Here is a 26,013-nt window from a genome sequence, read left to right as displayed (position 1 = left end):
TCAATTGCCCATGAAGCGGCGGAACCGCTCGCGGCCCTCGGCCTCCTCGGCGGTGTGCCGCGCCGCTTCGAGCGCCTGGGCGCGGCCCTGCGCGGCAACGGCGGCGGTGAGATCAGCAAGCTGTTGCGACTGTAGCGCGAGAAGCTGATTGCCCGCCTGGGTGGCCTGAAGCGCGCCGGTTGCCGACTGGCTGGCCGAGACAAGCCCGTCCATCGTCGTGCGCGCGCCGTCGATGTTGCCGACGACGCCGGCCTGGACCTTCAGCGCATCCTCGAACGCCCCGACGCTATCTTCCCAGCGCGCATTGGCATTGGCGACCATCTGCGCCTGCGTGCCGGTCAGCGCCGAGCCGGTATAGCGGCCGGTAAACACCTGTTGGACGTTCTGGACGTCGTAGGCGATGCGCTGGGCCTGCCCGAGTAGCTGCTGCGTGCGCTGCACCTGTTGCTGCAACTGCTGGAGCGAGCTGAACGGCAGCGACGCTAGATTGCGCGCCTCGTTGATGAGGCTGGTCGCCTGCTGCTGTATTTGCTGGATCTGGTTGTTGATCTGCTGGAGCGACCGGGCGGCGGTCAGCACGTTCTGCGCATAGTTTGTGGGATCATAGACGATCCCGCCGAACTGCGCGTAGGCCGGCGTCGCCGCGGTGATGCCGATGACGCCCGACATGGTGAGAACGCCGGCCAGGATGGCGCGGCGCAGATAAGCGGTTTTCATAGCGGTAACTCCTGCTGGGGTTGAGGATTGGATTCGGGGAGAAGCTCGATCGCCCAGGCGCAGCCGCGATGGCGCAGCCACTCGGCCGCGAACGCGGATGCCCCGTGGGTTGCGATGATCTCGGCGATGGCGAGTTGGTCGGTCTTCGACGACGCGGCGGCGAAGGCCAGCGCGACCTCGCCCAAGCCCAGCTCGAACAGCCGGTTGCCGCGCCGCGATTGGCAATAATAGTCGCGCTTGGGTGTCGCCCGGCTGAGGATTTCGATCTGGCGGGCATTGAGGCCGAACCGCTCGTAGATGGCCGCGATCTGCGGCTCGGCCGCGCGTTCGTTCGGCAGGAAGATGCGCGTCGGGCAGCTCTCGATGATGGCCGGCGCGATGTCGCTCGTCTCGATGTCGGCAAGGCTCTGCGTGGCGAAGATGACGCTGGCGTTCTTCTTGCGCAGCGTCTTCAGCCACTCGCGGAGCTGCGCGGCGAAGTCGGGGCTGTCGAGAACCAGCCAGCCCTCGTCGATGATGATGAGCGTGGGTGAGCCGTCCAGTCGGTCGCCGATCCGGTGGAAGAGATAGGACAGCACCGCGGCGGCCGATCCAGCGCCGACCAGGCCCTCCGTCTCGAAGGCTTGCACGTCGGCTATGCCGATGCGCTCAGCCTCGGCGTCGAGGAGCCGTCCCCACGTCCCGCCGATGCAATAGGGTGCGAGCGCCTGCTTGAGCTGCTGGCTTTGAAGCAGCACGGCGAGGCCGGTCAGCGTCCGCTCCGCAACCGGCGCGGACGCCAGCGAGCCGAGCGCGGACCACAGATGCTCCTTGGCCTGCGGATCGACCGCCACGCCTTCGCTGGTCAGTATCGCCGCCAGCCATTCCGCCGCCCAGGCGCGCTCTGCGGACTCGTCGATCCGGGCGAGCGGCTGGAGCTGCACACCGTCGCCGGCCTCGTCGGCGAGCATCCCGCCGAGATCCTGCCAGTCGCCGCCCATGCTGAGCGCGGCGGCGCGGATGCTGCCGCCGAAGTCGAAGGCGAAGACCTGGCCCTTCTCGTAGCGGCGGAACTGCATCGCCATGAGTGCGAGCAGGACGCTCTTGCCGGCGCCGGTCGGGCCAACGATCAGCGTGTGGCCGACGTCGCCGACGTGAAGGGAAAACCGGAACGGGGTCGAGCCTTCGGTCTTGCCATAGAGCAAGGGGGGCGCACCGAAATGCTCGTCCCGTTCCGGCCCCGCCCATACTGCTGACAGGGGGATCAGGTGGGCGAGATTGATGGTGGAGATCGGGGGTTGCCGGACATTGGCGTAGGTGTGGCCGGGGAGTGAGCCGAGCCACGCTTCAACCGCGTTCATGCCCTCGGGGATGACGGTGAAGTCTCGGCCCTGGATGACCTTCTCGACCAGCCGCAGCTTCTCGGCGGCGATGGCGGGGTCGCGGTCCCATACCGTCACCGTCGCGGTGACATAGGCCATGCCGGCATAATCGGCGCCCAGCTCCTGCAGGGCGGTGTCGGCGTCGGCGGCTTTGTTCGAGGCGTCGCTATCGAGCAACGTGGACGCCTCGTTGGTCATCACCTCTTTCAGGATGGCGGCAACGCTTTTGCGCTTGGCGAACCACTGGCGGCGGATGCGCGTGAGCAGCTTCGTCGCGTCGGTCTTGTCGAGCATGATCGCGCGGGTCGACCAGCGATAGGAAAATGCCAGCCGGTTCAGCTCGTCGAGCAGGCCGGGAAAGGTGACGCTCGGGAACCCCGTGACGGTCAGCGTGCGGAGATGATGGTCGCCGAGCTTCGGTTCGAGCCCACCGGTCAGCGGCTCGTCGGCGAGCAGCGCATCGAGGTGCATTGGCGTTTCCGGCACGCGAACGCGCTGGCGCCGGGTCGAGATCGTGCTGTGCAGATAGGTCAGCGTCTCGCTGTCACCGAGCCAGCGAACTTCGGGGACGAAGCCCTCGACCAGATTGAGCACGCGATCGCTGCGATCGGTAAAGCTCTTGAGCAGCTCCCACGGATCGGCGCCGGTGGTGGACCGGCCCTCGTAAAGCCAGCCTTCGGCGCGGGCGGCTTCCTCGGCCGGCGGCATCCATAGCAGCGTGAGATAATAGGCGCTCTCGAAATGGGCGCCTTCCTCGCGAAACTGTTCGCGCCGCTCCATATCGACCAGTGCCGAGACCGGATCAGGGAACGCGGCATCTGGATAGTCCAGCGCGGGCGTGCGCTGCGCTTCGACGAATATGGCCCAGCCCGAGCCGAGCCGGCGGAGCGAACTGTTCAGCCGGGCGCTCGTCGCGACCAGCTCGGCCGGCGTGGCGCTGTCGAGATCGGGGCCACGAAATCGGGCGGTGCGCTGGAACGATCCGTCCTTGTTGAGCACAACCCCCTCGGCGATCAGCGCGGCCCAGGGCAGGAAGTCGGCGAGGTGCGCCGCCTTGTGGCGGTATTCGCGCAAGCTCATCATGACTGCATCCATGTCGGAAAGCGGAGGTGGCGCCGGGCCACATCCACGAATTGCGGGTCGCGCCGCGCCGCCCAGACCGAGATCGCGTGGCCGATGGCCCAGATGACCAGGCCCGCGACCCAGAGCCGCAGGCCGAGACCGATCGCGCCCGCCAGCGTGCCATTGACGATGGCGAGCGAGCGGGGAGCACCGGCGAGCAGGATGGGCTCGGTCAGCGCCCGGTGAACCGGCGCATAGTAGCCGGAGATCGGCTCGCCGGCCTCCATCAGACTAGTGCTCCGCCGCCGAACGAGAAGAACGACAGGAAGAAGCTCGACGCGGCGAAGGCGATCGATAGCCCGAACACGATCTGGATGAGCTTGCGCGCGCCACCAGACGTATCACCGAATGCGAGCGTCAGTCCGGTGATGATGATGATCAGCACCGCGATGATCTTCGCGACCGGCCCCTCGATGCTTTCGAGGATCGACTGGAGCGGCGCTTCCCACGGCATCGACGATCCCGACGCATGGGCGGGAACGGCGAAGGTCAGCGCGAGCAGGCTGGCCGAAGCGGTGAGCATGGCGCGACGTGCGCCAGACGTAAGAGCATGGATCATGGGAGGTCTCCTGGCTGGGTTGGGGAAAGCGGGGTGAGGCGGTAGTCGCCGGTGGCGGGGTCGAGTCCGTCGACGCGGGCCAGCTCGGCGAGCCGGCGGCCGTGCCCGTCGCGGATCAGCACGGCGATCAGGTCGATGGTCTCGGCCAGCAGCGCGCGCGGGACGGTGACCACCGCCTCCTGAATGAGTTGTTCCATCCGGCGCAGTGCGCCGAGCGCGGTCCCGGCGTGGATGGTGCCGATGCCGCCGGGATGGCCGGTGCCCCAGGCTTTGAGAAGATCGAGCGCCTCAGCGCCGCGCACCTCGCCGATGGGAATGCGGTCAGGGCGCAGGCGCAGTGAGGACCGCACGAGATCGGACAGCGAGACGACGCCATCCTTCGTCCGCATGGCGACGAGGTTGGGCGCAGCGCATTGCAGCTCGCGCGTATCCTCGATCAGCACGATACGATCGGTGGTCTTCGCCACCTCGGCCAGCAGCGCGTTGACCAGCGTGGTTTTGCCGCTGCCGGTCCCGCCCGCGACGAGGATGTTGGCGCGCGTCTCTACGCCCTGGCGCAGCGCCTCGGCGTGCGCGGCCGACATGATGCCGGCCGCCGCATAGTCGCCCAGCGTGAACACCGCGACCGCGGGCTTGCGGATCGCGAAGGCCGGCGCGGCGACGACGGGTGGTAACAGCCCCTCGAACCGTTCGCCGCCTTCAGGCAGCTCGGCCGAGACGCGTGGGGACCGGGCGTGAACCTCGACGCCGACATGATGCGCGACCAGACGCACGATGCGCTCGCCGTCCGCGGCGGCCAGCGTCATGTCGGTGTCGCTGATCCCTTCGCCGAGCCGATCGAGCCACAGCCGGCCATCGGGGTTCAGCATCACCTCAATGACGGCCGGATCGTCGAGCCAAGCCGCGATCGATGGCCCGAGCGCCGTACGCAACATCCGCGCGCCGCGCATGCTGGCTTCGGATCGGATCGGTTGGACGGTCAAGGATCAGCCCCTGAATTGGGCCGGGCGAACCGCCGCCCGGCGTCAGGGGCACATCAAGAGAGACAGGAAAGGTCGGGATTCAACAAGGAAATGCAGGCGTCGTAGTCTGGCGAAGAAAGACAGGGAGCAGCGTAGGCGGCTCAGCCGTCCTGGGACGGAAAGTCCTCGCCAATCTCCTGCCGGACCTTCGGTCCCTTCGCGAGTCGGTGGCCGAGCGCCGTCATGAAGGCATCGTAACGGTCGTTCCCCAAGCGGCGCATGGCATCGCGCTCGGCCTCAGGCGGCGGGGGCGTGTTCGACAGCCAGAAGCGCACGAACAGCGCGATCATCTCGACATCTATCCCGACATCGCGCTCAAGCCGGGTCAGGCGCCGGTCAATCCGATCAAGCCGCTTGGCAATAGCCGCTTCGCGCTGCTCATCGGCGTCGGGTGACAAGAACGACGCGATAGCCGCCTCAGCGACCAGCGAGCGCGACTTGCCCCTGCGGTCAGCATAGGCCGCGAGCGACTGCATCAGCTCCGGATCGAGATAGACCGAGAATGGGGTCTTGGTCGTCATAGCTCGATGCCGTCGCCGGGATCGAGCGAGGCCTGCCGCGCCGCGCCCTGCATTTGGCGACGCGCCGCCGCCTGCCGCGCGGCGTCAGTGTCGGGGTCCGGTTCGTCCAGCTCGAACTCATTGGCGGGCGCGGGCCTGGGCTGCGGTGCGATGTCGATATGCCGTTCCAAGTCGGGCTGCCGGCGCAGCCCGGCGTTTTCATCATCCTCATCCTCGCTCACGGCCTCGCGCGCCTGGTCCTGCCGCGGCAGTTCGGCTGGCGGGGGCGCGGCGAGCGGCGGGAGGGCGCTCCAGTCGTCGGGCCGCGCTCGGCTTCGTCCGACGCTCAGGTCCGGCGGCGACAGCACCCGTTCGGTGAAGCGCCGATCCTTGAAGTAGCGCACCTTCTTGGCGCGGATCGGCGGCACGCCGGCCACCATGACGATCTCGTCGTCGGGCGGAAGCTGCATCACCTCGCCGGGGGTCAGGAGCTGGCGGGCGGTTTCGGAGCGCGAGACCATCAGATGGCCGAGCCAGGGCGAGAGCCGGTGCCCTGCATAATTCTTCATCGCCCGCATCTCGGTGGCGGTGCCGAGCGCGTCCGACACGCGCTTGGCGGTGCGCTCGTCATTGGTGGCGAACGATACGCGCACATGGCAGTTGTCGAGGATCGCATTGTTCGGGCCATACGCCCTCTCGATCTGGTTGAGGCTTTGGGCAATCAGGAACGCCTTCAGGCCGTAGCCGGCCATGAAGGCCAGGGCGGACTCGAAGAAGTCGAGGCGCCCCAGCGCCGGAAACTCGTCGAGCATCAGGAGCACGCGGTGGCGGCTCTGCTTCGGGGTCAGTTCCTCGGTGAGCCGGCGTCCGATCTGGTTGAGGATGAGGCGGATGAGCGGCTTGGTGCGGGATATGTCACTCGGCGGAACGACAAGATAGAGCGTGACCGGCCGCTCCCCCTCGACCAGATCCGCTATGCGCCATTCGCAGGCCCGCGTAACCTGCGCGACGACGGGATCGCGATAGAGGCCCAGGAACGACATGGCGGTGGACAGCACGCCCGATCGCTCGTTGGCCGACTTGTTCAGCAGTTCGCGTGCGGCACTGGCGACGACGGGATGGACGCCGGCCTCGCCGAGATGCGGCGTGGTCATCATGGCGGATAATGTCGACTCGATCGGCTGGCGCGGGTCGGATAGGAAGGCTGCCACGCCCGCTAGCGTCTTGTCCTCGCCGGCATACAGCACATGAAGGATCGCGCCGACCAGCAGCGCATGCGAGGTTTTTTCCCAGTGGTTGCGTTTCTCGAGACTGCCTTCCGGGTCCACCAGCACGTCGGCGACGTTCTGCACGTCGCGCACCTCCCAGGCGCCCTTGCGGATTTCGAGGAGGGGATTGTAGGCGGCGGATAGCGGGTTGGTCGGATCGAACAGCAGCACCCGTGCGTGGCGGGCACGAAAGCCAGCGGTGAGCTGCCAGTTCTCGCCCTTGATGTCATGCACGATCGCCGAGCTCGGCCAACTGAGCAGGGTCGGCACGACCAGGCCGACGCCCTTGCCACTGCGTGTCGGCGCGAAACACAAGACATGCTCCGGCCCATCGTGCCGGAGATAATCGGTTCCGAGCCGCCCGAGCATGACGCCGTTCGGCCCAAGCAAGCCCGCGGAGCGAACCTCGCTCGCTTCCGCCCAGCGCGCGGATCCATAAGTCTGGGCGTTCTTCAGTTCGCGCGCGCGCCATACCGACATGCCGATCGCGACGGCGATCGACGCGAACCCGCCCGACGCGGCGATGAACGCGCCCTTCTCGAAGATGCGCGGCGCGTAGGCGTCGAACGAAAACCACCACCAGAAGAAGGCCGGCGGCGGATAGACGGGATAGCCCAGCGTCACGAACCACGGGCGGCCCAGCTCGGGCTGATAGGCGAGCGCGGCCGCAGTCCATTGCGTCGCGCCCCACACCCCGGCGAGCACGACCAAAAAGACGATGATGATCTGACCCCACAGAATCTTGGTCGCGGACATGGGCTATCTCCTTTGACGGTTCACAGGCCGAGGCCCCGGCCGCGCCCGAACGACCAGTCGACGCCGCCATTGCTCCGCATGACGCCGGAGATGTGCTTGCCGATCTGGCGGTCGAGCGAGGGGGACCAGGGCACGAGCTGGAAGCCCAGCCCATCGTCGATCATCGCGAAGCGACCCGAGGCGAGCGTCAGACGCTGGCGCACGGTGCCGGCGACATATTCGCCCATCTTGGACGGCGTGTGCGGCAAGCCGATTTCGGCCGACAGATCCTTGGCGACCATATCCAGCTCGCGCCGCTGGAGCGTGTCGAGCAGGCCGCGCGCGAAGATGATGCGCTGGCCCTGCCGCCGCGCCAGCCCTTCGTCGGCGAGATGTTCGGCGCGCGCCTCCATCGCGGCGCGCACTTCGGTGCCGAAGCCGCCGCCCAGATCGCGGCCGTCGCTCGACAGGTTGCGCCGGTCGAGCCAGGTCGCGCCCCGCGCGCGGACTTGCGCGGACAGGTCCATGTCCGATCGCACCGCGAGCGCGACCCGCTGCCGGCCCTTGCGGTCCTCGAAATGGCGCAGCTCGACGATCGCGCCGGGCTTGCAATCGCCGGTCGCCTCGATGTCGGGAAAGCGGATATGGTGGGTGCGTCCGTCGACGCCGTCGACGATCGCATAGGCGCCGCCGGTCAGCTCGTCATGCAGGCCGCGATCGACCAGCTTCCCGATCACGGGCTGGGCCGGATCGGCGTCGAGCACATAATTGGCAGCGCCCCGATCGATGCCGCGCTCGCTCATCGCCTTGTGCATCCGCTTGATGATGTCGTCGCGCTCGCCCAGCGCGCGCAGGGCTCCTTGCGCGTCGGCCGCGATGGTCCATTGGCCCGGCCCAATTTCGGTGGCGAGGCCGAGCCGCTCCAGCTTGCGCAGCCGTCCCATCCTGAGCGCATGGTCGCCGTCCGGCCGGACGCCGGGCTCGGGCGCCATGTCGATCAGGCCGTCGCGCTGCATCGTGCGCGACAGGTCGCGGTCGATCTCTGTCCAGCGCTCGGCCTCGACCTGCCGCTCCAGTGACTGGCGGATGTCGAGGTCGCTGCGCAGACCCAGCTCGCGCGTGACGATATCGCGCGCCGTCGCCCGCATTCCCTCGCCGATATAATCGCGCGAGATGACGAGGTTCTGCCCATCCTCGCCGATACCGCGCACGATGATATGGACGTGGGGGTTGTCGGTGTTCCAATGCTCGACGGCTCGCCAGTCGAGCCGGGCGCCGAGGTCGGCTTCCATTCGCGTCATCAACTCGCGGGTAAAGCCCTTGAGGTCGCCCATCTCGGGCGCATCCTCCGGCGAGACGATGAAGCGGAAATGGTGGCGGTCGTTTTCGCACGCCGCAGCGAACGCATTGCGGTCGAGGCCCTCGGCCTCCGCGCCGAACAGCACGCCCCGTTCGCCATCGCGGGTGACGCCATCGCGTTGCAGATAATTGAGGTGGGCGGCGAGCGAGGCGCGACCGCCATGCCGGACGACACGCGCCTTGACGACAACCTGCCGTGAGCGGTGGCCGAGCCGGTGGGTAGCGCGCAGGCTGGCGACCCGCCCGCGCCCGAAGGTCGAGCGGCCAGGGGCGACGATCCGGCCCCGCCGCGAGACATGGCCGCCGGCCCGTTGCGCGGCCGCGAGCGCCTGGACGATGATCGGCAGCGCGCGCTGGCCTCCCTTCGAACGGATGCGGCCAGGCCGGATGCGGAAATCATCGTCGCCGCTCATGGCGCGAAGCGCCGCACTGTGCGGAAAATCCTCGCGGCGGCTGGCGTTCGGCCAGCGCCGCACAGTGCGGGATTTCCGCACACATTGCGCAGCAATGCCCAAAAGCCTTGAGAATCAAGGCTACGACCGGGGCAAAATGGCTTCGCACATTGCCGCCCTTTATCTTGCCCTCGACCTTCCCCCTGCCAAAACCCAACCCTGCTCCCTTCCGGCGCTACGAAAGGCTGCGCGGGAAACCGCCCGAGCGCGCGACAGCCGCTCATTGCGGACGCCGCCCGGAAAGCGGGACGAACAGGCGGCTGGAGGGCGGCGGAGCAGCGCTCATGGCAAGCTCGGCGCGATCGTCCGCCTGCCCATCGGATGGAGTCCGGTTGGCAGATGGCAGCGTCGGCGAAAGCGCGTCCGGCCGTGCCGCGAACAGCGCGGCGCGACGCCAGGCGAACGGATCGGATGGCGGCGCGACGGCTAGCTGTGTGTCGTCCGGGCCGCCGGTGATCGATGCCAGCTTTGCGAGATAGGCGCGCGTCTCGGCGGGTAACGGCCGGCCGCGCGAAAGATACTCGTCATAGCGGCCCGGTCCCGCATTATAGGCTGCAAGCATCGCCGTCGCGTTGCCGTAGCGGTCGAACATCGCGCGCAGATAGGCCGCGCCCGCCATGATGTTGTCGCGCACGTCATAGGGATCGGAACCTAGCCCATAGCGTGCTCGCGTGCCGGCCCAGGTCGCGGGCATAATCTGCATCAGGCCCATCGCGCCGGCCGTCGAAATCGCGCGGCCGTCGCCGTTGCTTTCGACGCGCATGACCGCCCAAATCCACGCCTCCGGGATACCGAAGCGCTGCGACGCTTCGGTGACATGCGCAGCATAAGGGTGACTCGCCGTCGCGCGGGCGGCGGGCACGTCCTGCGCCAGCGCTGCGCCAAATCCCAGAGCGGACGATGGCAGCAGGAGGACCGTCAGCCTGACAGCCAACCCGATCCCGCACCGCCGCCAGCCTGCCAGCGTGCTCGCGCCGATCAAGGGTGCGCGCGAAGCGCCGGCCGGGGGCCGCCCTTGACCTTCACTGCGCGCGCCGGCCGGCCTGCGACCGAGCGGGACGAAGGGATGAGACGCCTTTTCCGCGAACAAGGGGATGACCGGGAAGGGCACCGATCAGCTCCGCTCTTCGCGTGGCCGCGGACGCTTCCACGACAGCCTGAGCGTCCGCCCCTCGTCATCGGCGCGGAACAACACCGGCCGAAACGGTGCCGGGAAAAGCGGGCTGTCAATCTCCAACGCGATGTAGTCGCCCGCGCGCTCGCCGACGCGTTTCCATCCGCCGCCGACATCGGGGCCGTCCTCGTTGTCGAGGTGAACGCGGTAATCGGGTACTTGCTCGGCGTCGCTCTGATCGAGCGCGACAAGCACGATTTGCTCGTTGATGCCGAACAGCCGGGCGCGGCCGGTATAACCGCTGGCGGTGGATTCAAAGACGTTCGTTTGCATGGCCGATCTCCTTGGCTTCGGCGGTGGAAGACGAATGGGACGGCGCGCGCAGCCAGAGCGGCGTCGCGCGTCCGATGACTGCGGAGGCCGGCAGCGGCCCGAAGTAGCGGCCGTCCAGACTGTCAGGCACGGCGGGATTGAGCAGCAGCAGCTCGCCCGCCCTCAGTGTTCTGCATCCATGCCAAACCGGCAGCGGGCGGCCCTGACTGTCGCGCGCACGCGCGGCCGCGACCGGACGGTCATCGACGCTGAGAATGGCGCCGGTCCGGCAAACCCGCTGCCCATGTTTGGCAGCGACATGTTTCAGGAGCGGAATGCCGTCCGGCAGATAGCCGCGTGCCGAAAGCCAGCGCGCTAGGCCTGACGGCGGCGAGACGGCGACCAGCGCGCCACGCGGAGGGTCGTGATCCGCGTGAATGCGATAGAGCCCGATCGGTGCGCTGGCGCTGGCATTCCAGACGAGACGCGGGATCGGGTCGATGAGTCCAATGGCGACGAATGACGCTACAAAGCCGGATGCGAGGAGTGCAGTCGCGGTGACATAGCGGTGGCGGGTCATCCTTCGATCTCCCGGCGTTTGAGCCAGGCGCCGTGGCGCTCGGGCGTGTAGAGGCGCGGCTGCTGGCCGGTTGCGATGCGGTTTTGGACGTGCCGCCAGTGATCGGGCGCGGCTTCGCACGGATCGACACCGGCCGCCTCCACCGCGTCGATTGCCGTGAGCACCTTGGCGACGTTCGGCCAACCCTCCATCTTGAGCAGGATGTCGCCGCCCGGTCGCACGAACGGGAGCGTGGTGTAGGGCTCATTGGCCGCGACCGCGCGCACCACATCGATGCGCGAAAGCACCGTGCCGAAGTCGTTCGATGCCCAGCGCACAAAGGCAAAGATTGCGCCAGGCCGGAAGCCGACGACGCGCGTTCGCCGTGTGAGGATGCGATCCTCGGCGAGTCGTCCGAAGCGTATCCAATGCTCCAGCTTCTTCTCGATCCAGGTCAGCTCGACATGGGTGAGGCCGTCGCGGGCAAGAGCGCTGAACGCGCTGCCAAGCACGGCCGGGGGCCGCTCGTCGATCATCGGGTATCTCCTGAGATGTCGGTCATGGGGGACGCAGCGCGCGAGTGGCGCGGTGTCGGCCGACCGTGCGCCGAGCCTCCGGACGGGCGCGCGCTGTCCACAGCCGCGCACGCCGTTAGCAAGAATCCGAAGGATTCGATTCTATTAGCACTGTTAGAGGGGAGCCGATTCCGCGAGGATTTCTGCGACTTTGCGAGGGTTGTGCGTTCCCGATAGTCCGAGTCCCGCGTTCCCGATCGTCCGAATCCGGCTGTTCCCGATAGTCCGAACCTCATGACCAGTTATCCACAGGCGTAAGGCCGACGCGGCGCATGGCGGCGTCGAGAGGATCGATCGGGACGGGTACGAAGTTGAGCCGTTCCCGGCCAAGCGCATGTTCGAGCGTCAGGACGTAGCCGGGGAGCGGCTGACGGGCGACGATGGCGCGCAGCTCAAAGGCGAACCGGCGCAGCGGCGAGAGCACCCCCGACTTCACGTGAAGGTGCGGAACGTCGAAGCTCCAGCCGCCCCGCTGCCGGCCGCCGTGCTTGCGCACTATGCGGTATAGCCAGCGTTCGAGGCCGCCGGTCAGGTCGAAATAGGCCCGGTCGATCGTCAGCACGAGTGCGCGATCGAGCACGCCGGCATAGAACCAGTCGGGCAGGATCAGCTCGATGCCGAGCGCGCGGCCATTACCGTCCGCCAGCTCCCGCCATTCGTTGATCCAGGAGAAGCGATGGCGGCGGCGCTGATGCTGTTGCCGGATCGATGTCGCGACCGTCGTGGATTGCAGCCGATCGAGTGCGGCCTTCAATCGCTCGTAGCTTGCCTTGCCAGTGCCGCGCCGCGTGAACGCCAATATCTCGTGCGGCGTCGTCACCATCAGCCGCGAGGTCGGCCGTCCGGCATCGCGCGCTTCGATGAGCTGGCTCGCCGCCCAGATCAGTACGTCGGCATCCCAAATGGTCGCCATACCGTGTTCGGGCACGGCCTCGACCGAGATCCATGTCGTGCCCATGTGGAAGTCGATTGGTGTCGCCCGCTTCGTCTTAGCGAGGCTGAAGAAGGGCCATGCCATCAAGTCCTGCGCGTCGCGCGGGGCGAGGTCGCCGGGGACCGAGCGAAATAGCTCAAGCTGTGTTCGTTCGGCGCTGAACCGGCGGGACGAGGTACGGGCGATCTGCATGATCGATCAGCGGCGCACGCAATCGGTAGGCAGGCGCTTCGCTGGATGGACGACACCGCTCCCCTGATCGGAGGTCGAGCGCCGCGTCCCGAGCGCCGCCCAGGCGTCGAGGTCTTCGATGGCATAGACGATGCTGCCGCCAAGTCTGCGGAAGACCGGCCCGGTGCCGAAACAGCGGTGCTTCTCCAGGGTGCGCGCCGAAAGGCCGAGATGGACGGCGGCATCGGGCGTCTTGAGATAATGTGGCGTTACGGCGGCTACGGTCTCGGCCATGATGATCCTCCTGATGGCGGCCGGCGACGTAAAGCGGGGCCGGCGGACAGGAGGCGATGATGGCGAACGCAGCCCTAGGCGAAGAAGGGACAGGCACGATGCGGCGGGGAATGTCCCCTCAGCCACCGCCCAGCAGGCGGAGATAGCCGCCGTCGCGCAGGGCGATGGCTTCCTTGAGCCATCGCCTGATGCGCTTGCGCTCCTTGCTCTCAATCCATTCGGCATTGGTGTAGCGATGCACCTTGCGATGGATCAGGGCGGCGGCCAGCTCCCGCTGGCTGGCACCGGCCTGCTGACCGTCGAGGACCTGGAGAAGCGTCAGAAGATGCTCGCGCCGGAAAGGCGGCGGCCGCAGTGGCGGTCCCGCCGGCATGCCGAGCAGGCGACGGCAAAGCCGCTTGGCGGAATCGAGCCGCGCGAGGGGATCGGCTCCGATCAGCAGCATCATCGTCGTCGGCATGTCGGCCGAGCCGTAAATGCACAGATGCTCGTCGCCTTCGGCATCGGCGAGGATGAGATGGAGGAAGTCGCCGATACGGATGCGCGCGCGTATGTCCCCCAGCTTTGGCACGTCGAGCGAGAGCGCCGTTCCGATGCCAGGAACCACTGGAGCGAGAACAATAGCGGCGGCTGAGAGGTCCGGCCGTGCGACGGCATGGCGGCGATCATAGGCCGAGGCGGGCGCGGCATGAAAGCTGATGCCCCAGCGCCGAACCAGTCCGGCCGTCGCGTCGTCGGCGGTGATGGTCCCACGCTTTACCCGGCCGAGGGCGCGGCGGTAGTCAACACGATACCGCGCATTGCGACTGAGATAGCCGATCGCGATATCGGCATATTGTAGCGCCGCGTCCCCTGCTTCGTCGGGGGGCTCGCGCCAATCCCTCTCAGGCGGCATCGGAATCCTCCCAAGCATGATCCGTGCGGATCGCGTCGGGAGAGCGTGGCTAAACCGGCGATGGCGGAGAAGCCCTGCCGAGCGGGCGCGGGCATAGCGGATTTAAATCAGCGGCTTTTTTGTGATCGATAGTGTGGCTTGGAGCCGCAATAGCGGTCATATCAGGCCGGCGGCGTCAGATAGTGACGATAGCCGGTCTCGGTCATCCAGCGCGCGCGGGCCAGATGCGTGTCGTAGATGGTGCGCGCGCGGTCGGGTTCTGTGGTTGGGTCGATTTCGAAGATGATCCGAACGGCCTCCTGCCAATCGGCGTCTTCCTCGGCCGCATCGAGCAAGCGCCAATAGGTTCGATGATGGCATTCGTCGTAAGGCGTGACGTGGGGGACGTCGGGCGCGCGATCCTCGAAAGCGGCTATCGCCATTGCTTTGATCCCCGTTCAGCCATTGCCCCCTGCGTCTGCTGATTCATGGAATATACACCATAATGAACCGAAGTAATCGCTTCCTCTATGCTATGGCGGCGCGCGGTTGCGCGGATAAGTTCAAGCGCGGCCCTGGCCTTTCTTGGTCGGATCGGCCGGGGGACTGCTGACCAGCAACACGCCTTGCCCGCGATCCGAATCGAGAAAGACAATGCCGGCACTCTCCAGCGCCTTGACCACTTGATGCCGGGTGTCGTCACGCACGGCCAAATCACTCTCCGATTCCAGGCGCTTGAGCGCGGTCAGAGCAACAAGGGCCTTGTCTGCAAGCATCTCCTGTGTCCAACCGAGAAGCGCACGAGCGGCCCGCACCTGGCGGGAAATGATCATGGACGATCACGTCCACAAGCCGAGGGCTATGCGCTACGTAAACGACTAATATAGTCGCCACGGGGGTTTGGGAACTGAATAATGGCGAGCCGGGCGTTTGCCCGGCGAGCCCCTCCAGTTGCGGCCGCGCGGACCTTGGGACGCGCGGCCGCCGCCGATCCGGTGCGGCGGATCGGCGCGAAAATGGCAAAGCCGCAGGGCCGGAAACTCCGGCCCTGCGGTAAGTATCGTCACGCCGCTTTGAGGCGCTGCATCCCCTCGGCGAGCGTCCACAGCGCCCGGTTGAGCGTCACATTCTGGTCGATGCCATTGATGGCGCGGGTCTGGCTGCGGCGGATACGGCCTTCGGCATTGCGCTTGCGGCCCTGCAAACCGCCCCGCACGAGGGATTCCTGAACCACGTTAAATGTGGCCCACAGACTGTCGCCGACATCCTCACGGCGGCGCGGCTCGATGATCTGCTCGGGACGCAGCGGGCTTTCGTCGTCACCGTAGCGGGCGACAAGGCTGACCTCGGCCAGCAAGCGCCGTTCGTCGCTGGAAAGCCGAACCTCCTTCATGCCCTCGCTGGCGTCGATCAGCCGGGGGAAGTCCTCGGCCACGGTGTAAACGCCTTCGATGATATCGTGCTGGATATTGCCCTTGTGCGGCACGCGGACTTCTTCGAACCGCTCGCCCGCAATCATGGAGTTGGTGCAGACGAACCGCAGCATCCCCGCGAACATCTGATAGGCGGATGTCCCGTCATGACTATTCACGATGATGACCTCGGCGGCTTCTGGCTTGCCGATGCCGTCGTCCCGGCGCAGGCGCAGCATATGCTTGGCGTGGCCGTGGCGACTGCCGTCGCGCGGAACCGACTGCACCGCGAAGAACGGGAACCATCCTTCCCGGCGGAGCCCCTCCACGATGTCGATGGTGGGAACATAGACGTAGCGCTCGGAACGGCTGTCATGCGCTTCGCGGGCGAAGATGGACGGGACGTGCCGATACAGTGCCTCGTTGTCGAGCGCCTCATAGCCGCTGATCTGGTGAGCATTCCGGCCAAACCGGGTGGCAAGCTGATGATACATGACTGAACTCCTTGGGCTTGGGTTTCCGCGCAGCGGAAGCGCTGCGCTGAAACCCTGCCCGTCGGCGAGACCGGGGGTGCAAACGGAAGGCGGCTTTGCGGGGAACCGGCTGCACGGAACGCGCTCGCGCGTGGAGGAAGCTGGGCGGAAGCCGCTTGGAGTGCGCCGGGGGCAGCGCCCCAAGCACCGCGCCGCCGTGCGGCGCCAGTAAATGCCTCTTGCCATTTGTTCCTGTTTTGATCCAAACCGGCAGCAAGGAGTCGGTATGAGCATCACGATCACAGGACAGCCGGGCCAGCGCATCGCGGTCGCAGGCGACATAACGAAAACGCTGCGGGTTCCCTATGACGAAGTGGAGGAACGCTTCCTGTTGGCGGCGAGCGACGGTTCGCTGATTGAAGGTCGTCTCGAAGCTGAGGAAGATCGCTTCGATTTCCGGGTCGTGGTGGACGGCGCGGGGATCTCGCGCGTCGGTCGGGGCGAGCTGACGCTGGATTGGCGTGTCGAGTGGGTGACGATCGCACCCTATCACGCCGGCGCGCTGCCGGAGCGTGCCCCCATGCCGCTCCCCCTGTTCGACTCACTGTCCGGCTAGTTGGCTTAATTGACGCTAGGCGCCCCCGCTCCGGGTGGAGCGGGGGCGTCGCGTCGGGTCAGCGGGACCAGATGAGCGCGTATTCGCCGGGGGTGTCGGTTTCGACCAGGGTGGCGTAGATCGGAGCTGGGAAGGTCGGGTCGTCGAACTTGACCGAAATGTAGTCGCGCTTCTCGCGGCTGGTCTTCTTCCATCCCGCGCCGCATTCGACCGTGCCGACCGTCAGCCGGTAGTCGGGCGCTTTGTCGCCGTCCATGTCGATCGGGTGGAGCGTCGCTTTGACCTTGAGGATCGCGGTGGTGATCGTGCCGTTGAAATTGCCGTTGTCGGCCTTGGTGAAGGTGCCGATGGTCGCCATGACGAAGTTCCTTTCGCTTTCGGGCCACGACCGCCGCGGCCTCGATGGCGATCGGTGAAGCGGGGACGATCGGACGCGCACCGCTTGCGGCCGAAGCGCAGCGGAGAATGGCGACGCGCGGCTTTTTTGCTTCGCGATGCAAAGCCGAAGGCGGCGGAAAAAAGTCGCGCGGCGGCGTTGCGCCAGGCCGAGCAAGGCGAAGCCGGCCCCGGTTAGATCAAGCCAATCAAGAGGCCTGCGGCGGTCATGCCCGATGCGGTCGTAAAGACGCCATGCGAACGACGCTTTCAATCTGCCGCTTTGCTCGGCATCTTCCCGGCATGGTCGAGACCTCATCGCCTTCACGAAAGCAATGGACCGCTGCTGGATTGAGCGACGGTTCGGCGATCTGTCGCAATACCTCGACGCTGACGTGGTGCTGGTAGCGCCGGGCGGGAAGCAAAGGATAGAAGGATTAGACGCCTCGGTCGAAAGCTATCGCGAGTTCATGAGCCGCTCCGAAGTCAACGGCTTCGATAGCTACGGTTATGTCGTGACGCAGCGCGGTGCGGCTGCCGTCGTCGAATACGATTGGCGTATGAACTGGAACGACGGAGGCGCCGATCATGATGCAACGGGCCGGGAGGTTCTGGTGCTCGCGCAAACTGACGCTGGATGGCGCGTGGTGTGGCGAACGCAAATCCCGACCTAACTCCTTTCCATACATGCCGATCGGCCGCGCGCTGGTAGGCGCGCGGCCGATTTACCCCGCTGCGGCAAAAAAGGCCGGGACCGCTCGCGCGCCCCGGCTTGATGCCGCTATTCTGCGGCCACAGCAAAGGACTCTTCGCCGTCCTCCGCTACGGTATCGGGAGCCTCCGCTTCGGACGGCTGCTCCACGCTTCCCATGTCCTCGACCTCGACGGGCGCGGGCTGCTCGGGTACGGGCGTCCGCAGCACGGCGGGAAGCCAGCCGCTACCGGCCAGAAGCTGCTCGGCGGCTTGCGCCATATCGGGCTTCTTCATGTCGGTGATGCGCGAAGCGGCGTCCTTCGATACGCCTTCAGTCACGGCCTCGACGATATGCGCCTTGGTGACGCGGCCAAGGTAGCTGTCCACGGTGGGCGTCCAGTCCTTCGCCACGTCCAGCGCCAGCGCGCTCGCCAGCCTGTCCGCCGTTTGCAACGACCGGGGCTTGCGGTCCCACGGCAGCCGCAGCGCGTTAACGGTGCGTGCGGCGCAATGCGCCAGCAACGCCATTCGCCGCTCGTCGTCCAGCCCGACGATGAAGCCCCACAGGTCCGCTACGTCGCGCGGCATCCGCTGGGCCCAAGCCTCGTGCTGCTCGCTCGCGCGCGCCGCCAAGGGCGTGTCCTCGATCCCGTCCGCATGGCTCCCCAACGGAGTCACGGTGGGACGAACCTCAAGGCAAGCCGCCTCCGCATAGCTGTAGAACAGTTGTGCAGTGAGCGTATGCGTGAGCGCGATCAACGCCGTTTCGGGCTGATCGGCCAGCGCCACCCGAAGCGCCAGCGTCCGGTGGGCGGACAGGTCACGGGTGAGGCTATCGGAAATCGGCTTGCCCGGTTCCTCGTCCTCCTCCTCGATCTCCTGCGCGTCCTCGCCGTCCTCCGGCTGCTCGTCCTCCCCGATCTGCGGGTCGGTCGCATCGCCTTCGGCCTCCGGCTCGGGCGGGTCGGCCAGCGCCTCGTCCTCGAGCCGGACGAAACCACGCTCGATCCTGACTGTGCCGTCATGGTGCAGCACGACGAACGCTCCGCCATGCGCGATCACGTTGGCGTCGTAGGCCGAACGCTTGGCCGAAATGCCGTCGATCTCGTCGGACACCGCCTCCAGCCTCGCCGCCACGTCCTCCGGCATCTCGTCATAGGACGAATAGCCTTCGGCAAGCTCGTCATGCTCGGTGGACAGGGCATCGAGCCGCGCTTCGTCCTCGTCGGACAGGGGAACGGACTGCGGATAGAAGCGCCGCATTCCGTGGCTGTGCGGATAGTCGATATGCGCCTCGGTCCATTTCCAGCCCTCGGCCTGAACCTCGCCCGCGATCTCGCGCAATTTCTCGGCGGCGAGTATATCGAGCAAGCCCGCATCCTCGAAGAACCCGCCTCGATCCTTGCTGAACAGGTCGCGGATGATGTTGCCGCCCGCCTCGACATAGGCGTCGGCCCCGATGAACACCGCGCGCCGGTCGGTCGCCGGAACATTGGTGGCGGTCATGTCGCGACGGATGATCCACGGCTCGCGATTGTGGTGCAAGCCCTCGAACACCTGCTCCTGCCGGGCATGGTCCTCGGTGATGGCGAAGGCCATAAGCTGGTCCAGCGTAAGCCCGTCCTCGCGATAGACCTGCAACAGCTTCGGGCTGACTGCGCCAAGGCGAAGCCGCTGCTTCACCACGGAAGCCGACACGCCAAACCGTGCGCCGATCTCCTGCGCGCCCCAACCCTTCTCGTTGGAAAGCTCGGCGAACCGCTCAAATTGGTCGGCGGGGTGCATGGGCGTCCGGGTGACGTTCTCGTCCAGACTGATCTCGGACGGATCGTTCAGCGTATCCAGCCAGCAGCGCACGGGTTCGGATTTCTTGATCTGCTTGCGCTTGGCGCGCAGCAGCATCGCCAGTCTGCGGCCCTCGCCAGCGGTGACGAGATAATAGCCGGTCGGCTTCTCGTCCTTGACCTCGGGTTCCACGACAAGGTTCTGGATCAGCCCCTTGTGCTGGATCGACGCGGCCAGCGCCTCGATAGCGGTCTCCCCATGCGGCACCTTGCGGGCATTGCGCGGGGACTTCTTGAGCTTGGCGAGCGGCACGAAAATCTCGACGCCCGACACAGGCTCGGCGGCTACGGTTTCGGTAACGGCGTTCATCACACTTCTCCTTCAAAACCACACGCACCCCGGAATGGGGTGGGCGGCGAAAGAGCGACCGGCAGGCCCGCCGGCGGAGCCGGGCAGCATCCGCAGGACCGGAACGCAGAGAAGGTAAGCGCGGCACGCGCGTTGCGGCCCGGCGCGGCGGGCCTAAAGGGAAGCGTCGCCCACCCTACAGACGGAGTGAGCAACGACCAGACGCGATTGGGCCGGCGCAGCCCTGGCCCGAGCTCCACAGATACGAGAAGCGCAAATCCGCGTGGGCGGATTACAGACCGGCGTGGATACGCCGCCTGCGGGGCGTTGCGGGGTGCCCCCGCTTGAAGGGGTCTGGCGAGACCCGAAGGGGCTTGCCAGCAGGGGAAGGCTTTCCCTCTCAAGCGCTAGATGTTGGTGGTAAACAGCGAGATGCGCACGCTGCAAGCGCGTTGCGAAGTCGATCGGCTGTAGCTAGAAATAAAGTGCCCCGGCGGTATGCGAAGCAGGGACCACCGGGGGATACGGGGTCCATATGGACGCGCGGGGCGGAAAAGTCAAGGATTTGCCGCCGCGTGCCCACACTCATAGCCGCATTGTCCGCCGAACGGTTCGACACCTATCTCAACTGGACGGGCGGGGATCAGGCGCTTGCCGAGCGGCTTTACACCTACAATGTCCAGCTCTCGGCGGCGCTCTATGGACCGCTCCACATGCAGGAAATCGCGCTGCGCAACATGGCTGATGGCGCTCTGACCCAGCGCTACGGCCAAACGTGGTTCGACGATCCCGCCGTGCTGACCACCGGCTATCAGACCGGCTGCGTAGCGAAAGCGCGCCAGATGCTCCAGCAGGCCGGCAAGGCGGTAACGCGCTCGCAGATCATCGCCGAACTCAATTTCGGGTTCTGGTCGTCGCTGTTCGGGCGCCAGGCGCACCATCTCTGGCAGACGCTGCGCCCGATCTTCCAGGCAAAGGGCGTCCAGCGTGGAGCGATCGCGCAGGAGTTGCGTGAAGCACGGCTGTTGCGCAACAGGATCGCCCACTATGAGCCGATCGTCGCGCTGCCGCTCGCGCAGCGCTATGCGAGCATTACGACACTCACCGGTTGGCTTTCGCCGAGCGCGGCGGCGTGGATCGCGAACTATTCGACATGGCCCGCGCTCTATCCGGCGGTGCCGATTCTTGTGCATAATCCAGCAAGCGGCACGCTCACAGTCGCGCCTGCGGTCATGCCTTTCTTGCCGAACTGAGCGCCCATCGGGGCGGTGCGCTCCTGCGGTCATGCCTTTCTTGCCGAACTGAGCGCCCATCGGGGCGGTGCGCTCCGGCGGTTTGAATGGCAGGGTTGCCCTTTTTGTTGGCACCCCCTCCACGGACCGCTAGACAATGGCATGACCTCGCTCCGGCCTAATCTCGTCAAGCGAATTGATCGGCTTCCGAAGCCGACCAATGTCGCGGCGGCAATGCAGCCGCTATTCGAAGCGATCAGCAACTCGATCCACTCGGTCCAGGCGAAGTTCGGCGATACCGTGCAGGCGCAAGGGCGCGTCGTTGTCACTGTAAGCACCAACCGCAAGAAGGAGAATGTGTGGGCGACGGTTGAGGATAATGGCGTCGGGCTCGACAAGCGCAATTGGGACGCGTTCACGACAACCGATACCGACAACAAGCTGACAATCGGAGGGAAAGGCGTCGGCCGGCTCCTATGGCTCGACTGCTTTGAGCGCGTGCGAATCTCGTCCGTATTCGACACGCCCAAGGGGTTGCGGCGGCGGCAGTTTGACTTCCGGCTCGCCAATGACGACCAGATCGAGGATTACAAGCTCACCATTGCCTCCAAGGCCAAGGGTACATCCTTCTACGTCCGCTTCGAAGGATTGCGCGACAATGGCTATTCGGCGAAGTTTCCGGGCCGCAACAGTTTCGTCTTCCAGCACTTGACGTCGCATTTCCTGCCGACGTTCATCGGTGGGCGCAGCCCGCCGGTCGAGGTGATTGTGGGCGATGAGGTCCGCTATTATCCCGAAGACATCGACAAGATCGTCTATCGCAAGGAGCCGGCAATAGCGCTCGAGACGGAGGAATATGGCACGCTCTTCCTCACCCTCATGGAATGCGACAAGGTCGCGAGCGCCGACTTAAAGGGCTCGCACTTCGTCCACTTCATCGCCCATGACCGCACGGTGCATTCCCAAAGCATCGACGGAAAGCTGGGCCTGAAATATTTCGGCGAAAATCAGGACCGGGTGTTCCACGCCATCCTCGTCGGAGAGTTTCTCGACAAGAACGTCAACCAAGAGCGCACCGCATTCATGTTCGAGGACGCCGTCCTCGACCGTATCATCAACGATGTCTGCACCGACCGGATCGAGGCGTTCTTGGCCGAGCCGCTGAGCGCGCTGAAGGGCGAGCAACGCGAGATCATCGGCGAGATCACCCAGACCTATCCCTCGGTGGCGTTCGGAGACACCGACGAGCTTCAGGCGAAGATACCCTCGGGCGAACTGAACAGCGACGCGATTTACGGCCATCTTTCGCGCGAGCGCTTCCGGCGCGATCAGCGCCAGGCGGAGAAGATCCGCAGCGTGCTGTCGCGGCTGAAGGATGGCGATGTGACCGCGGCATCGTTCACTGCCGCGATCGCTGATGCTGGCAAGGCGATCGAAGAGGCCGAACAGCGCAGCCTCGCCGAATACATCATCCGGCGAAAGGTGGTCCTCGATTTCATCGAGATCCTCTTGCAGAAGGTGCGCGACGACAGCCGCGACAGTTCATACCAGCGTGAGGACGTGCTCCACTCGTTCATCTGCCCGTTGCGCGTAAACACGTTGACGGATGGCACGAAGAAAGTGGTGCCGGCGGCATCACATGATCTTTGGATCATCGACGAGCGCCTGACCTTCGCGCAATATTTCAGCTCGGACCAAGAGTTCAGCGCGCTTTCGGCGGCGACCGAGAGCGACGACCGGCCCGACGTGCTCATCTTCGACTATATTCATGGGCTACGTCAGGTCGAAGAGCCGTCGAAGGTGCTCTTGGTCGAGTTCAAGCGCCCGGGCCGGACCGTCTACAAGGACGAGGAAAACCCGCAGCTACAGGTCGAGCGTTATGTGCGGCGCCTTCAAGCCGGCACCATGACGGATGTGAAGGGTCGGCCGATTAAGCTCGATGACCGAACGGTGTTCTATTGCTTCATCGTCGCCGACATCGTCGGCAAGCTCGACGAATGGACCTATAGCTGGCAGCGGACCGCCGACGGGCGCGGACGCGTATACCAGCCGCGCGACGGCTTTCGCGGATCGATCGAGTTGATGGGGTGGGATACGCTGCTCGCAGATGCCAGAGGCAGAAACCAAGCCTTCTTCGACCGCGCGGGGATCAGCGGTAAGAGCTATTTCAGCCTTGGGTGAGCCGGATTGGGCGCCTTTTGCCCTTGGTGAGTTGGGCCGGCACGTTTTCGACTGAAATCCAGGGCGTATGGGCGGCGGCTAGGCCGAAGCTGGTGAGTTTTGGGGTCGCACAGATCGGAGATGGGAGAGCCAAATACCTCTCAACTAGTTGATCTAATTAGAGATTTTGGCGCACCCGGCAGGATTCGAACCTGCGACCTACGCCTTCGGAGGGCGCCACTCTATCCAGCTGAGCTACGGGTGCGGATGGCTTGAAGCCGTATGTGTTGCGCCGATGAACGTCAATCCGCGATCAGAATCGGCCGGCCGAACGCGGTGAGTTTCTGGTGAGTTTTTTCTTCCGTCCTTTCTTCCGCCTTCCTAAACCCTCGTAAATCCTGTATAAAATCGCTGCTCTCGCGTTGGACGTGAGCCTTCGGAGGGCGACACTCTATCCAGCTGAGCTACGGGTGCTTCGCGGCGGTGCCTAGCCGGTCGAACGGTCATTGGTCAACGGATTCGATGCAGGATGGTCCGACTGCTCGGTTCGCGACTGCGCCACTCTGCCGTAGCCCTTCGCACTCTATGATACTACGCAGTATGCTTACGTCATGCTTACGTGAAGCGATTTCACCAGACTGGTTCGCTGAAAAGACGCAAAAATCTATAAGAAACTCAATGGTTTACGAAGAGATTGAGCGCAATTTTGGGGCTTGACCTCTGCCTTCGGAGGGCAGCGCTCTATCCAGCTGAGCTACGGGTGCGCAGACGGCGGCCTCTAGCAAGGGAGCGGCACGCCAGCAATGGCCTATCGACGCTGCGCCGCGGATGTGCGAAGCGAACCCAAGATGGCGCAGGGGAGCGCAGGTGAAAGCATCCGAGCATAATTGGCCGATGGCCGCCGACCTCTATGGCGAAATGCAGCTCGAGGCGCATCCGCCCGCGCGGCACAGCGCGCGCGACTATATGCACGGCGTCCTCGTCACCGCGATCGCCGCCCTCGCCGCCGCCTGGCTCGCCGACCATTATGCCGTACCGCTGGTGCTGATGGGGCTGCTGATCGGGCTGGCACTCTCTTTCCTGTCGCAGGACAAGCGCACCCACGCCGGACTCGACCTGATGTCGCAGACCGCGCTTCGCATCGGAATCGTCCTTGTCGGCGCCCGCATCACCGCCGCGCAGCTCGTCGATCTCGGGCCGCTGCCCTTCGCGCTGCTGGTCGCGATCATGATCGCGGTGATCGTCATCACCGTCGCCAGCGCGCGACTGTTCCGGCAGGACCGCCACGCCGCGCTTCTCGCGGGCGGCGCGACCGCGATCTGCGGCGCCTCGGCGGCGCTCGCGCTTTATTCGCTGATCGGCGACAAGCGCGTCGACCAGGCGCGCTTCACTTTGACCCTCGTCGGCATCACGGTCGCCAGCGCGCTCGCGATGACGCTCTATCCGGTGCTCGCGGCGCAACTCGGGCTGACCGACGCGCAGGCGGGATTCCTGATCGGCGCGTCGATCCATGACGTCGCGCAGGCGATCGGCGGCGGATTTTCCTTCTCGGCGCCCGCCGGCGAGGTCGCGACGATCGTCAAGCTGACCCGCGTCGCGCTGCTCGCGCCGATGCTGATGCTTGTCGGGCTGTGGCTGGCGCGCAGCAAGGATGATGCGGCGGGCAAGGCGCGCATCCCGCTGCGCCTGCCCTGGTTCATCCTCGGTTTCCTCGCCATCGCCGCGATCAATTCACTCGTCGCGATTCCCAAGCCGGTCACCGACGGCGCGGCCACCGCGGCGCAGGCGCTGTTGCTGCTCGCGATCGTCGCGACCGCGATGAAGGCGCGGTTGCATTTGCTGCTCGACCAGGGCTGGCGCAGCTTCGCGCCGATCATCGTCGCGACGGTGACGAGTTTCCTGCTGTCGTTGGGGGGCGCACTGTTGCTGTGACGGCGTGACGCCAACGTAAGATACTGAGATATAACCTTCGTCATTGCGAGGAGCCGACGGCGACGCGGCAATCCAGAGCAGGCGGTAACCGCCATGGATTGCTTCGCTACGCTCTTAATGACGACGTTTGTCAGTTCTTCGGCAGCGCCCAGCTGACCGTCAGCTGCGACGCGCGGCGCGGGATGTCGAGCTTGGCCTCGCTGAAATTGACCTTCTCGTTCGGGGGCAGCATCCGCACCGGCGGCTTGATCGTCCAGCTGTAAACGATTGTCCCCTGCGCATCGCGCAGCTCGGCGAGGATCGGCGGCACGCGCTGTTCGCGGTCGGTCGGGTTGATGATCACCCCCGACGCGGCGAAATAGATCGTCCCGTCGGCCAGTTCGCGATGATCCTGGTTCGGCGGCAATTCGATGACGAGGTCGGGTTCGTCGGCGAGGCCGGGAATGCCCAGCCCCTGCGCCCAGCTCGGCAGCCCGAAATAATAAAGGCCCGCGGTCGCGGCGACCATCAGCGCGGCGGCGCCCGCGGCGATCAGCGTCCAGCGCTTCGCCGGGTTGCGGCGCGGGCGGCGGAAAGGCAGCGGCGCCTCGGCGTCGGTGACCGTAACCTTCTGCTCGACCGGGGGCGCAGCGAACGCGGCGGACGGCGGGGTTTCGGCCGGCTCGCGCGCGATCGCGGGTGTCGGCGGCGGCGAGGCGGGCGGCGGCGGCGCCGCGACGGGGGCCACCGCCGGTGCGGCGGGCGCATCGGGTGCCGCAACCGCCGCGTCGGTCAACAGCATCTCGCCCGGCGCCGCGGGTTCCTGGAACCAGCTATGACGGCAATTGGCGCAGCGCACGGTGCGGCCGTTGGCGCCGATCGCCGTATCGGGAACGACATAACGGGTGTGACAGGACGGGCAGGCGAGGATCATGAATCCCTCTAAACACGCCGATTCGCGGGTTGCAAGCGCCGCGTCATTCCGGGCGGCCTACTCGGCGCTTGTCACTGTGGGAAAGCCATGTAACAGGCGGCATCATGGACGCCGACGCTGCACCTTTGCCTAGCGCGGATCGGGG

General features: G+C 65.9%; 26 protein-coding genes and 1 tRNA gene. 5 read left to right on the top strand and 22 right to left on the bottom strand.

Annotated features, from left to right (window positions below; translation table 11 throughout):
- The 18 genes from trbJ to AC3WS4_RS08875 all read right to left on the bottom strand — a co-directional run bounded on the left by trbJ (position 1) and on the right by AC3WS4_RS08875 (position 15,834).
- Positions 1 to 717: a P-type conjugative transfer protein TrbJ gene (gene trbJ / locus AC3WS4_RS08960; protein ID WP_492734925.1), complete on the bottom strand. Its 717-nt coding sequence runs from the start codon at positions 715 to 717 to the stop codon at positions 1 to 3.
- On the bottom strand, positions 714 to 3,161 hold the full coding sequence (trbE, locus tag AC3WS4_RS08955) for a conjugal transfer protein TrbE (protein WP_492734927.1): 2,448 nt from the start codon (positions 3,159 to 3,161) through the stop codon (positions 714 to 716). Before trbE ends, trbJ begins: the two co-directional genes overlap by 4 nt.
- Positions 3,158 to 3,427 carry a VirB3 family type IV secretion system protein gene (locus AC3WS4_RS08950; protein ID WP_492734929.1) on the bottom strand — a complete coding sequence of 90 codons (270 nt, stop codon included), beginning with the start codon at positions 3,425 to 3,427 and terminating at the stop codon, positions 3,158 to 3,160. The genes trbE and AC3WS4_RS08950 overlap by 4 nt, the downstream gene beginning before the upstream one ends.
- Positions 3,427 to 3,759, bottom strand: coding sequence for a TrbC/VirB2 family type IV secretion system protein (locus AC3WS4_RS08945; RefSeq protein WP_492734931.1), 333 nt, complete (start codon positions 3,757 to 3,759; stop codon positions 3,427 to 3,429). Before AC3WS4_RS08945 ends, AC3WS4_RS08950 begins: the two co-directional genes overlap by 1 nt.
- Positions 3,756 to 4,742, bottom strand: coding sequence for a P-type conjugative transfer ATPase TrbB (gene trbB, locus AC3WS4_RS08940; protein WP_492734933.1), 987 nt, complete (start codon positions 4,740 to 4,742; stop codon positions 3,756 to 3,758). The genes AC3WS4_RS08945 and trbB overlap by 4 nt, the downstream gene beginning before the upstream one ends.
- Positions 4,743 to 4,882: 140 nt before the next feature.
- Positions 4,883 to 5,302: a CopG family ribbon-helix-helix protein gene (locus AC3WS4_RS08935; protein WP_492734935.1), complete on the bottom strand. Its 420-nt coding sequence runs from the start codon at positions 5,300 to 5,302 to the stop codon at positions 4,883 to 4,885.
- A complete protein-coding gene (locus tag AC3WS4_RS08930) occupies positions 5,299 to 7,305 on the bottom strand; it encodes a conjugal transfer protein TraG (protein ID WP_492734937.1) in 2,007 nt (668 codons plus the stop codon). Before AC3WS4_RS08930 ends, AC3WS4_RS08935 begins: the two co-directional genes overlap by 4 nt.
- A 20-nt stretch (positions 7,306 to 7,325) precedes the next feature.
- A complete protein-coding gene (locus tag AC3WS4_RS08925; RefSeq protein ID WP_492736576.1) occupies positions 7,326 to 9,056 on the bottom strand; it encodes a relaxase/mobilization nuclease domain-containing protein in 1,731 nt (576 codons plus the stop codon).
- A 259-nt stretch (positions 9,057 to 9,315) separates the two neighbouring features.
- Positions 9,316 to 10,206, bottom strand: a complete 891-nt coding sequence (locus AC3WS4_RS08920) for a lytic transglycosylase domain-containing protein (protein ID WP_492742714.1) — start codon at positions 10,204 to 10,206, stop codon at positions 9,316 to 9,318.
- Positions 10,207 to 10,209: 3 nt separating this feature from the next.
- Positions 10,210 to 10,542 carry a DUF736 domain-containing protein gene (locus AC3WS4_RS08915; protein WP_492734941.1) on the bottom strand — a complete coding sequence of 111 codons (333 nt, stop codon included), beginning with the start codon at positions 10,540 to 10,542 and terminating at the stop codon, positions 10,210 to 10,212.
- On the bottom strand, positions 10,523 to 11,101 hold the full coding sequence (locus AC3WS4_RS08910) for a S26 family signal peptidase (RefSeq protein WP_492734943.1): 579 nt from the start codon (positions 11,099 to 11,101) through the stop codon (positions 10,523 to 10,525). Before AC3WS4_RS08910 ends, AC3WS4_RS08915 begins: the two co-directional genes overlap by 20 nt.
- The gene (locus AC3WS4_RS08905) at positions 11,098 to 11,616 is read right to left on the bottom strand and encodes a DUF2840 domain-containing protein (RefSeq protein WP_492734945.1); all 519 of its coding nucleotides are present in this window, start codon (positions 11,614 to 11,616) and stop codon (positions 11,098 to 11,100) included. The genes AC3WS4_RS08910 and AC3WS4_RS08905 overlap by 4 nt, the downstream gene beginning before the upstream one ends.
- A 271-nt stretch (positions 11,617 to 11,887) precedes the next feature.
- Positions 11,888 to 12,781: a replication initiator protein A gene (locus AC3WS4_RS08900; RefSeq protein ID WP_492734947.1), complete on the bottom strand. Its 894-nt coding sequence runs from the start codon at positions 12,779 to 12,781 to the stop codon at positions 11,888 to 11,890.
- 6 nt (positions 12,782 to 12,787) lie between these two features.
- Entirely contained in the window at positions 12,788 to 13,054 is a 267-nt protein-coding gene (locus AC3WS4_RS08895) for a helix-turn-helix transcriptional regulator (protein WP_492734949.1), read from the bottom strand.
- Between the two features lie 118 nt (positions 13,055 to 13,172).
- Positions 13,173 to 13,949: a DUF2285 domain-containing protein gene (locus AC3WS4_RS08890; RefSeq protein ID WP_492734951.1), complete on the bottom strand. Its 777-nt coding sequence runs from the start codon at positions 13,947 to 13,949 to the stop codon at positions 13,173 to 13,175.
- A 161-nt stretch (positions 13,950 to 14,110) separates the two neighbouring features.
- Positions 14,111 to 14,371, bottom strand: coding sequence for a DUF2285 domain-containing protein (locus AC3WS4_RS08885; protein WP_492734953.1), 261 nt, complete (start codon positions 14,369 to 14,371; stop codon positions 14,111 to 14,113).
- Between the two features lie 120 nt (positions 14,372 to 14,491).
- Positions 14,492 to 14,761: a helix-turn-helix domain-containing protein gene (locus tag AC3WS4_RS08880; RefSeq protein WP_492734955.1), complete on the bottom strand. Its 270-nt coding sequence runs from the start codon at positions 14,759 to 14,761 to the stop codon at positions 14,492 to 14,494.
- A 230-nt stretch (positions 14,762 to 14,991) separates the two neighbouring features.
- Positions 14,992 to 15,834, bottom strand: coding sequence for a DUF932 domain-containing protein (locus tag AC3WS4_RS08875; protein WP_492734957.1), 843 nt, complete (start codon positions 15,832 to 15,834; stop codon positions 14,992 to 14,994).
- A 265-nt stretch (positions 15,835 to 16,099) separates the two neighbouring features.
- Here AC3WS4_RS08875 and AC3WS4_RS08870 point away from each other — a divergent pair, with 265 nt between their 5' ends.
- Positions 16,100 to 16,429 (top strand): hypothetical protein, encoded by a 330-nt coding sequence (locus tag AC3WS4_RS08870; RefSeq protein ID WP_492734959.1) that lies wholly within the window; start codon positions 16,100 to 16,102, stop codon positions 16,427 to 16,429.
- Positions 16,430 to 16,487: 58 nt separating this feature from the next.
- Here the strand turns inward: AC3WS4_RS08870 and AC3WS4_RS08865 are convergent, their stop codons facing one another.
- On the bottom strand, positions 16,488 to 16,787 hold the full coding sequence (locus tag AC3WS4_RS08865; RefSeq protein WP_492734961.1) for a DUF736 domain-containing protein: 300 nt from the start codon (positions 16,785 to 16,787) through the stop codon (positions 16,488 to 16,490).
- 352 nt (positions 16,788 to 17,139) lie between these two features.
- Here AC3WS4_RS08865 and AC3WS4_RS08860 point away from each other — a divergent pair, with 352 nt between their 5' ends.
- Entirely contained in the window at positions 17,140 to 17,478 is a 339-nt protein-coding gene (locus AC3WS4_RS08860; protein WP_492734963.1) for a DUF4440 domain-containing protein, read from the top strand.
- Between the two features lie 107 nt (positions 17,479 to 17,585).
- Here AC3WS4_RS08860 and AC3WS4_RS08855 read toward each other — a convergent pair whose 3' ends face one another.
- A complete protein-coding gene (locus AC3WS4_RS08855; RefSeq protein ID WP_492734965.1) occupies positions 17,586 to 19,652 on the bottom strand; it encodes a ParB/RepB/Spo0J family partition protein in 2,067 nt (688 codons plus the stop codon).
- A 554-nt stretch (positions 19,653 to 20,206) separates the two neighbouring features.
- Here AC3WS4_RS08855 and AC3WS4_RS08850 point away from each other — a divergent pair.
- Both AC3WS4_RS08850 and AC3WS4_RS08845 read left to right on the top strand, forming a co-directional pair.
- Positions 20,207 to 20,884 (top strand): hypothetical protein, encoded by a 678-nt coding sequence (locus AC3WS4_RS08850; protein ID WP_492734967.1) that lies wholly within the window; start codon positions 20,207 to 20,209, stop codon positions 20,882 to 20,884.
- 15 nt (positions 20,885 to 20,899) lie between these two features.
- The gene (locus AC3WS4_RS08845) at positions 20,900 to 23,044 is read left to right on the top strand and encodes an ATP-binding protein (protein ID WP_492734969.1); all 2,145 of its coding nucleotides are present in this window, start codon (positions 20,900 to 20,902) and stop codon (positions 23,042 to 23,044) included.
- Between the two features lie 167 nt (positions 23,045 to 23,211).
- Here AC3WS4_RS08845 and AC3WS4_RS08840 read toward each other — a convergent pair.
- Positions 23,212 to 23,288: transfer RNA gene (locus AC3WS4_RS08840), tRNA-Arg, on the bottom strand.
- Positions 23,289 to 23,917: 629 nt separating this feature from the next.
- On the opposite strand from AC3WS4_RS08840, the gene AC3WS4_RS08835 reads away from it, so the two are divergent.
- The gene (locus AC3WS4_RS08835) at positions 23,918 to 24,955 is read left to right on the top strand and encodes a YeiH family protein (RefSeq protein ID WP_492736578.1); all 1,038 of its coding nucleotides are present in this window, start codon (positions 23,918 to 23,920) and stop codon (positions 24,953 to 24,955) included.
- Between the two features lie 130 nt (positions 24,956 to 25,085).
- Here AC3WS4_RS08835 and AC3WS4_RS08830 read toward each other — a convergent pair whose 3' ends face one another.
- Positions 25,086 to 25,868, bottom strand: a complete 783-nt coding sequence (locus AC3WS4_RS08830; RefSeq protein ID WP_492734971.1) for a zinc-ribbon domain-containing protein — start codon at positions 25,866 to 25,868, stop codon at positions 25,086 to 25,088.
- Positions 25,869 to 26,013: the final 145 nt, after the last annotated feature.

It is taken from the genome of Sphingopyxis sp. EU05-FHT14B03, from assembly GCF_058790875.1.
The sequence above is the reverse complement of the archived record's forward strand: the minus strand, read 5'-3'. Positions and strand labels throughout refer to the sequence as shown.

Bases quoted from the DNA above. Each gene is read 5' to 3' on its own strand.
- AC3WS4_RS08865 (WP_492734961.1), bottom strand. From the start codon at position 16,787: ATGGCGACCATCGGCACCTTCACCAAGGCCGACAACGGCAATTTCAAC.
- AC3WS4_RS08890 (WP_492734951.1), bottom strand. From the start codon at position 13,949: ATGCCGCCTGAGAGGGATTGGCGCGAGCCCCCCGACGAAGCAGGGGAC.
- AC3WS4_RS08930 (WP_492734937.1), bottom strand. From the start codon at position 7,305: ATGTCCGCGACCAAGATTCTGTGGGGTCAGATCATCATCGTCTTTTTG.
- trbJ (WP_492734925.1), bottom strand. From the start codon at position 717: ATGAAAACCGCTTATCTGCGCCGCGCCATCCTGGCCGGCGTTCTCACC.
- AC3WS4_RS08880 (WP_492734955.1), bottom strand. From the start codon at position 14,761: ATGATCATTTCCCGCCAGGTGCGGGCCGCTCGTGCGCTTCTCGGTTGG.
- AC3WS4_RS08885 (WP_492734953.1), bottom strand. From the start codon at position 14,371: ATGGCGATAGCCGCTTTCGAGGATCGCGCGCCCGACGTCCCCCACGTC.
- AC3WS4_RS08875 (WP_492734957.1), bottom strand. From the start codon at position 15,834: ATGTATCATCAGCTTGCCACCCGGTTTGGCCGGAATGCTCACCAGATC.
- AC3WS4_RS08905 (WP_492734945.1), bottom strand. From the start codon at position 11,616: ATGATCGACGAGCGGCCCCCGGCCGTGCTTGGCAGCGCGTTCAGCGCT.
- AC3WS4_RS08830 (WP_492734971.1), bottom strand. From the start codon at position 25,868: ATGATCCTCGCCTGCCCGTCCTGTCACACCCGTTATGTCGTTCCCGAT.
- AC3WS4_RS08945 (WP_492734931.1), bottom strand. From the start codon at position 3,759: ATGATCCATGCTCTTACGTCTGGCGCACGTCGCGCCATGCTCACCGCT.
- AC3WS4_RS08870 (WP_492734959.1), top strand. From the start codon at position 16,100: ATGAGCATCACGATCACAGGACAGCCGGGCCAGCGCATCGCGGTCGCA.
- AC3WS4_RS08915 (WP_492734941.1), bottom strand. From the start codon at position 10,542: ATGCAAACGAACGTCTTTGAATCCACCGCCAGCGGTTATACCGGCCGC.
- AC3WS4_RS08950 (WP_492734929.1), bottom strand. From the start codon at position 3,427: ATGGAGGCCGGCGAGCCGATCTCCGGCTACTATGCGCCGGTTCACCGG.
- AC3WS4_RS08900 (WP_492734947.1), bottom strand. From the start codon at position 12,781: ATGCAGATCGCCCGTACCTCGTCCCGCCGGTTCAGCGCCGAACGAACA.
- AC3WS4_RS08860 (WP_492734963.1), top strand. From the start codon at position 17,140: ATGGACCGCTGCTGGATTGAGCGACGGTTCGGCGATCTGTCGCAATAC.
- AC3WS4_RS08895 (WP_492734949.1), bottom strand. From the start codon at position 13,054: ATGGCCGAGACCGTAGCCGCCGTAACGCCACATTATCTCAAGACGCCC.
- AC3WS4_RS08855 (WP_492734965.1), bottom strand. From the start codon at position 19,652: ATGAACGCCGTTACCGAAACCGTAGCCGCCGAGCCTGTGTCGGGCGTC.
- AC3WS4_RS08935 (WP_492734935.1), bottom strand. From the start codon at position 5,302: ATGACGACCAAGACCCCATTCTCGGTCTATCTCGATCCGGAGCTGATG.
- AC3WS4_RS08910 (WP_492734943.1), bottom strand. From the start codon at position 11,101: ATGACCCGCCACCGCTATGTCACCGCGACTGCACTCCTCGCATCCGGC.
- AC3WS4_RS08835 (WP_492736578.1), top strand. From the start codon at position 23,918: ATGGCCGCCGACCTCTATGGCGAAATGCAGCTCGAGGCGCATCCGCCC.
- trbE (WP_492734927.1), bottom strand. From the start codon at position 3,161: ATGATGAGCTTGCGCGAATACCGCCACAAGGCGGCGCACCTCGCCGAC.
- AC3WS4_RS08925 (WP_492736576.1), bottom strand. From the start codon at position 9,056: ATGAGCGGCGACGATGATTTCCGCATCCGGCCTGGCCGCATCCGTTCG.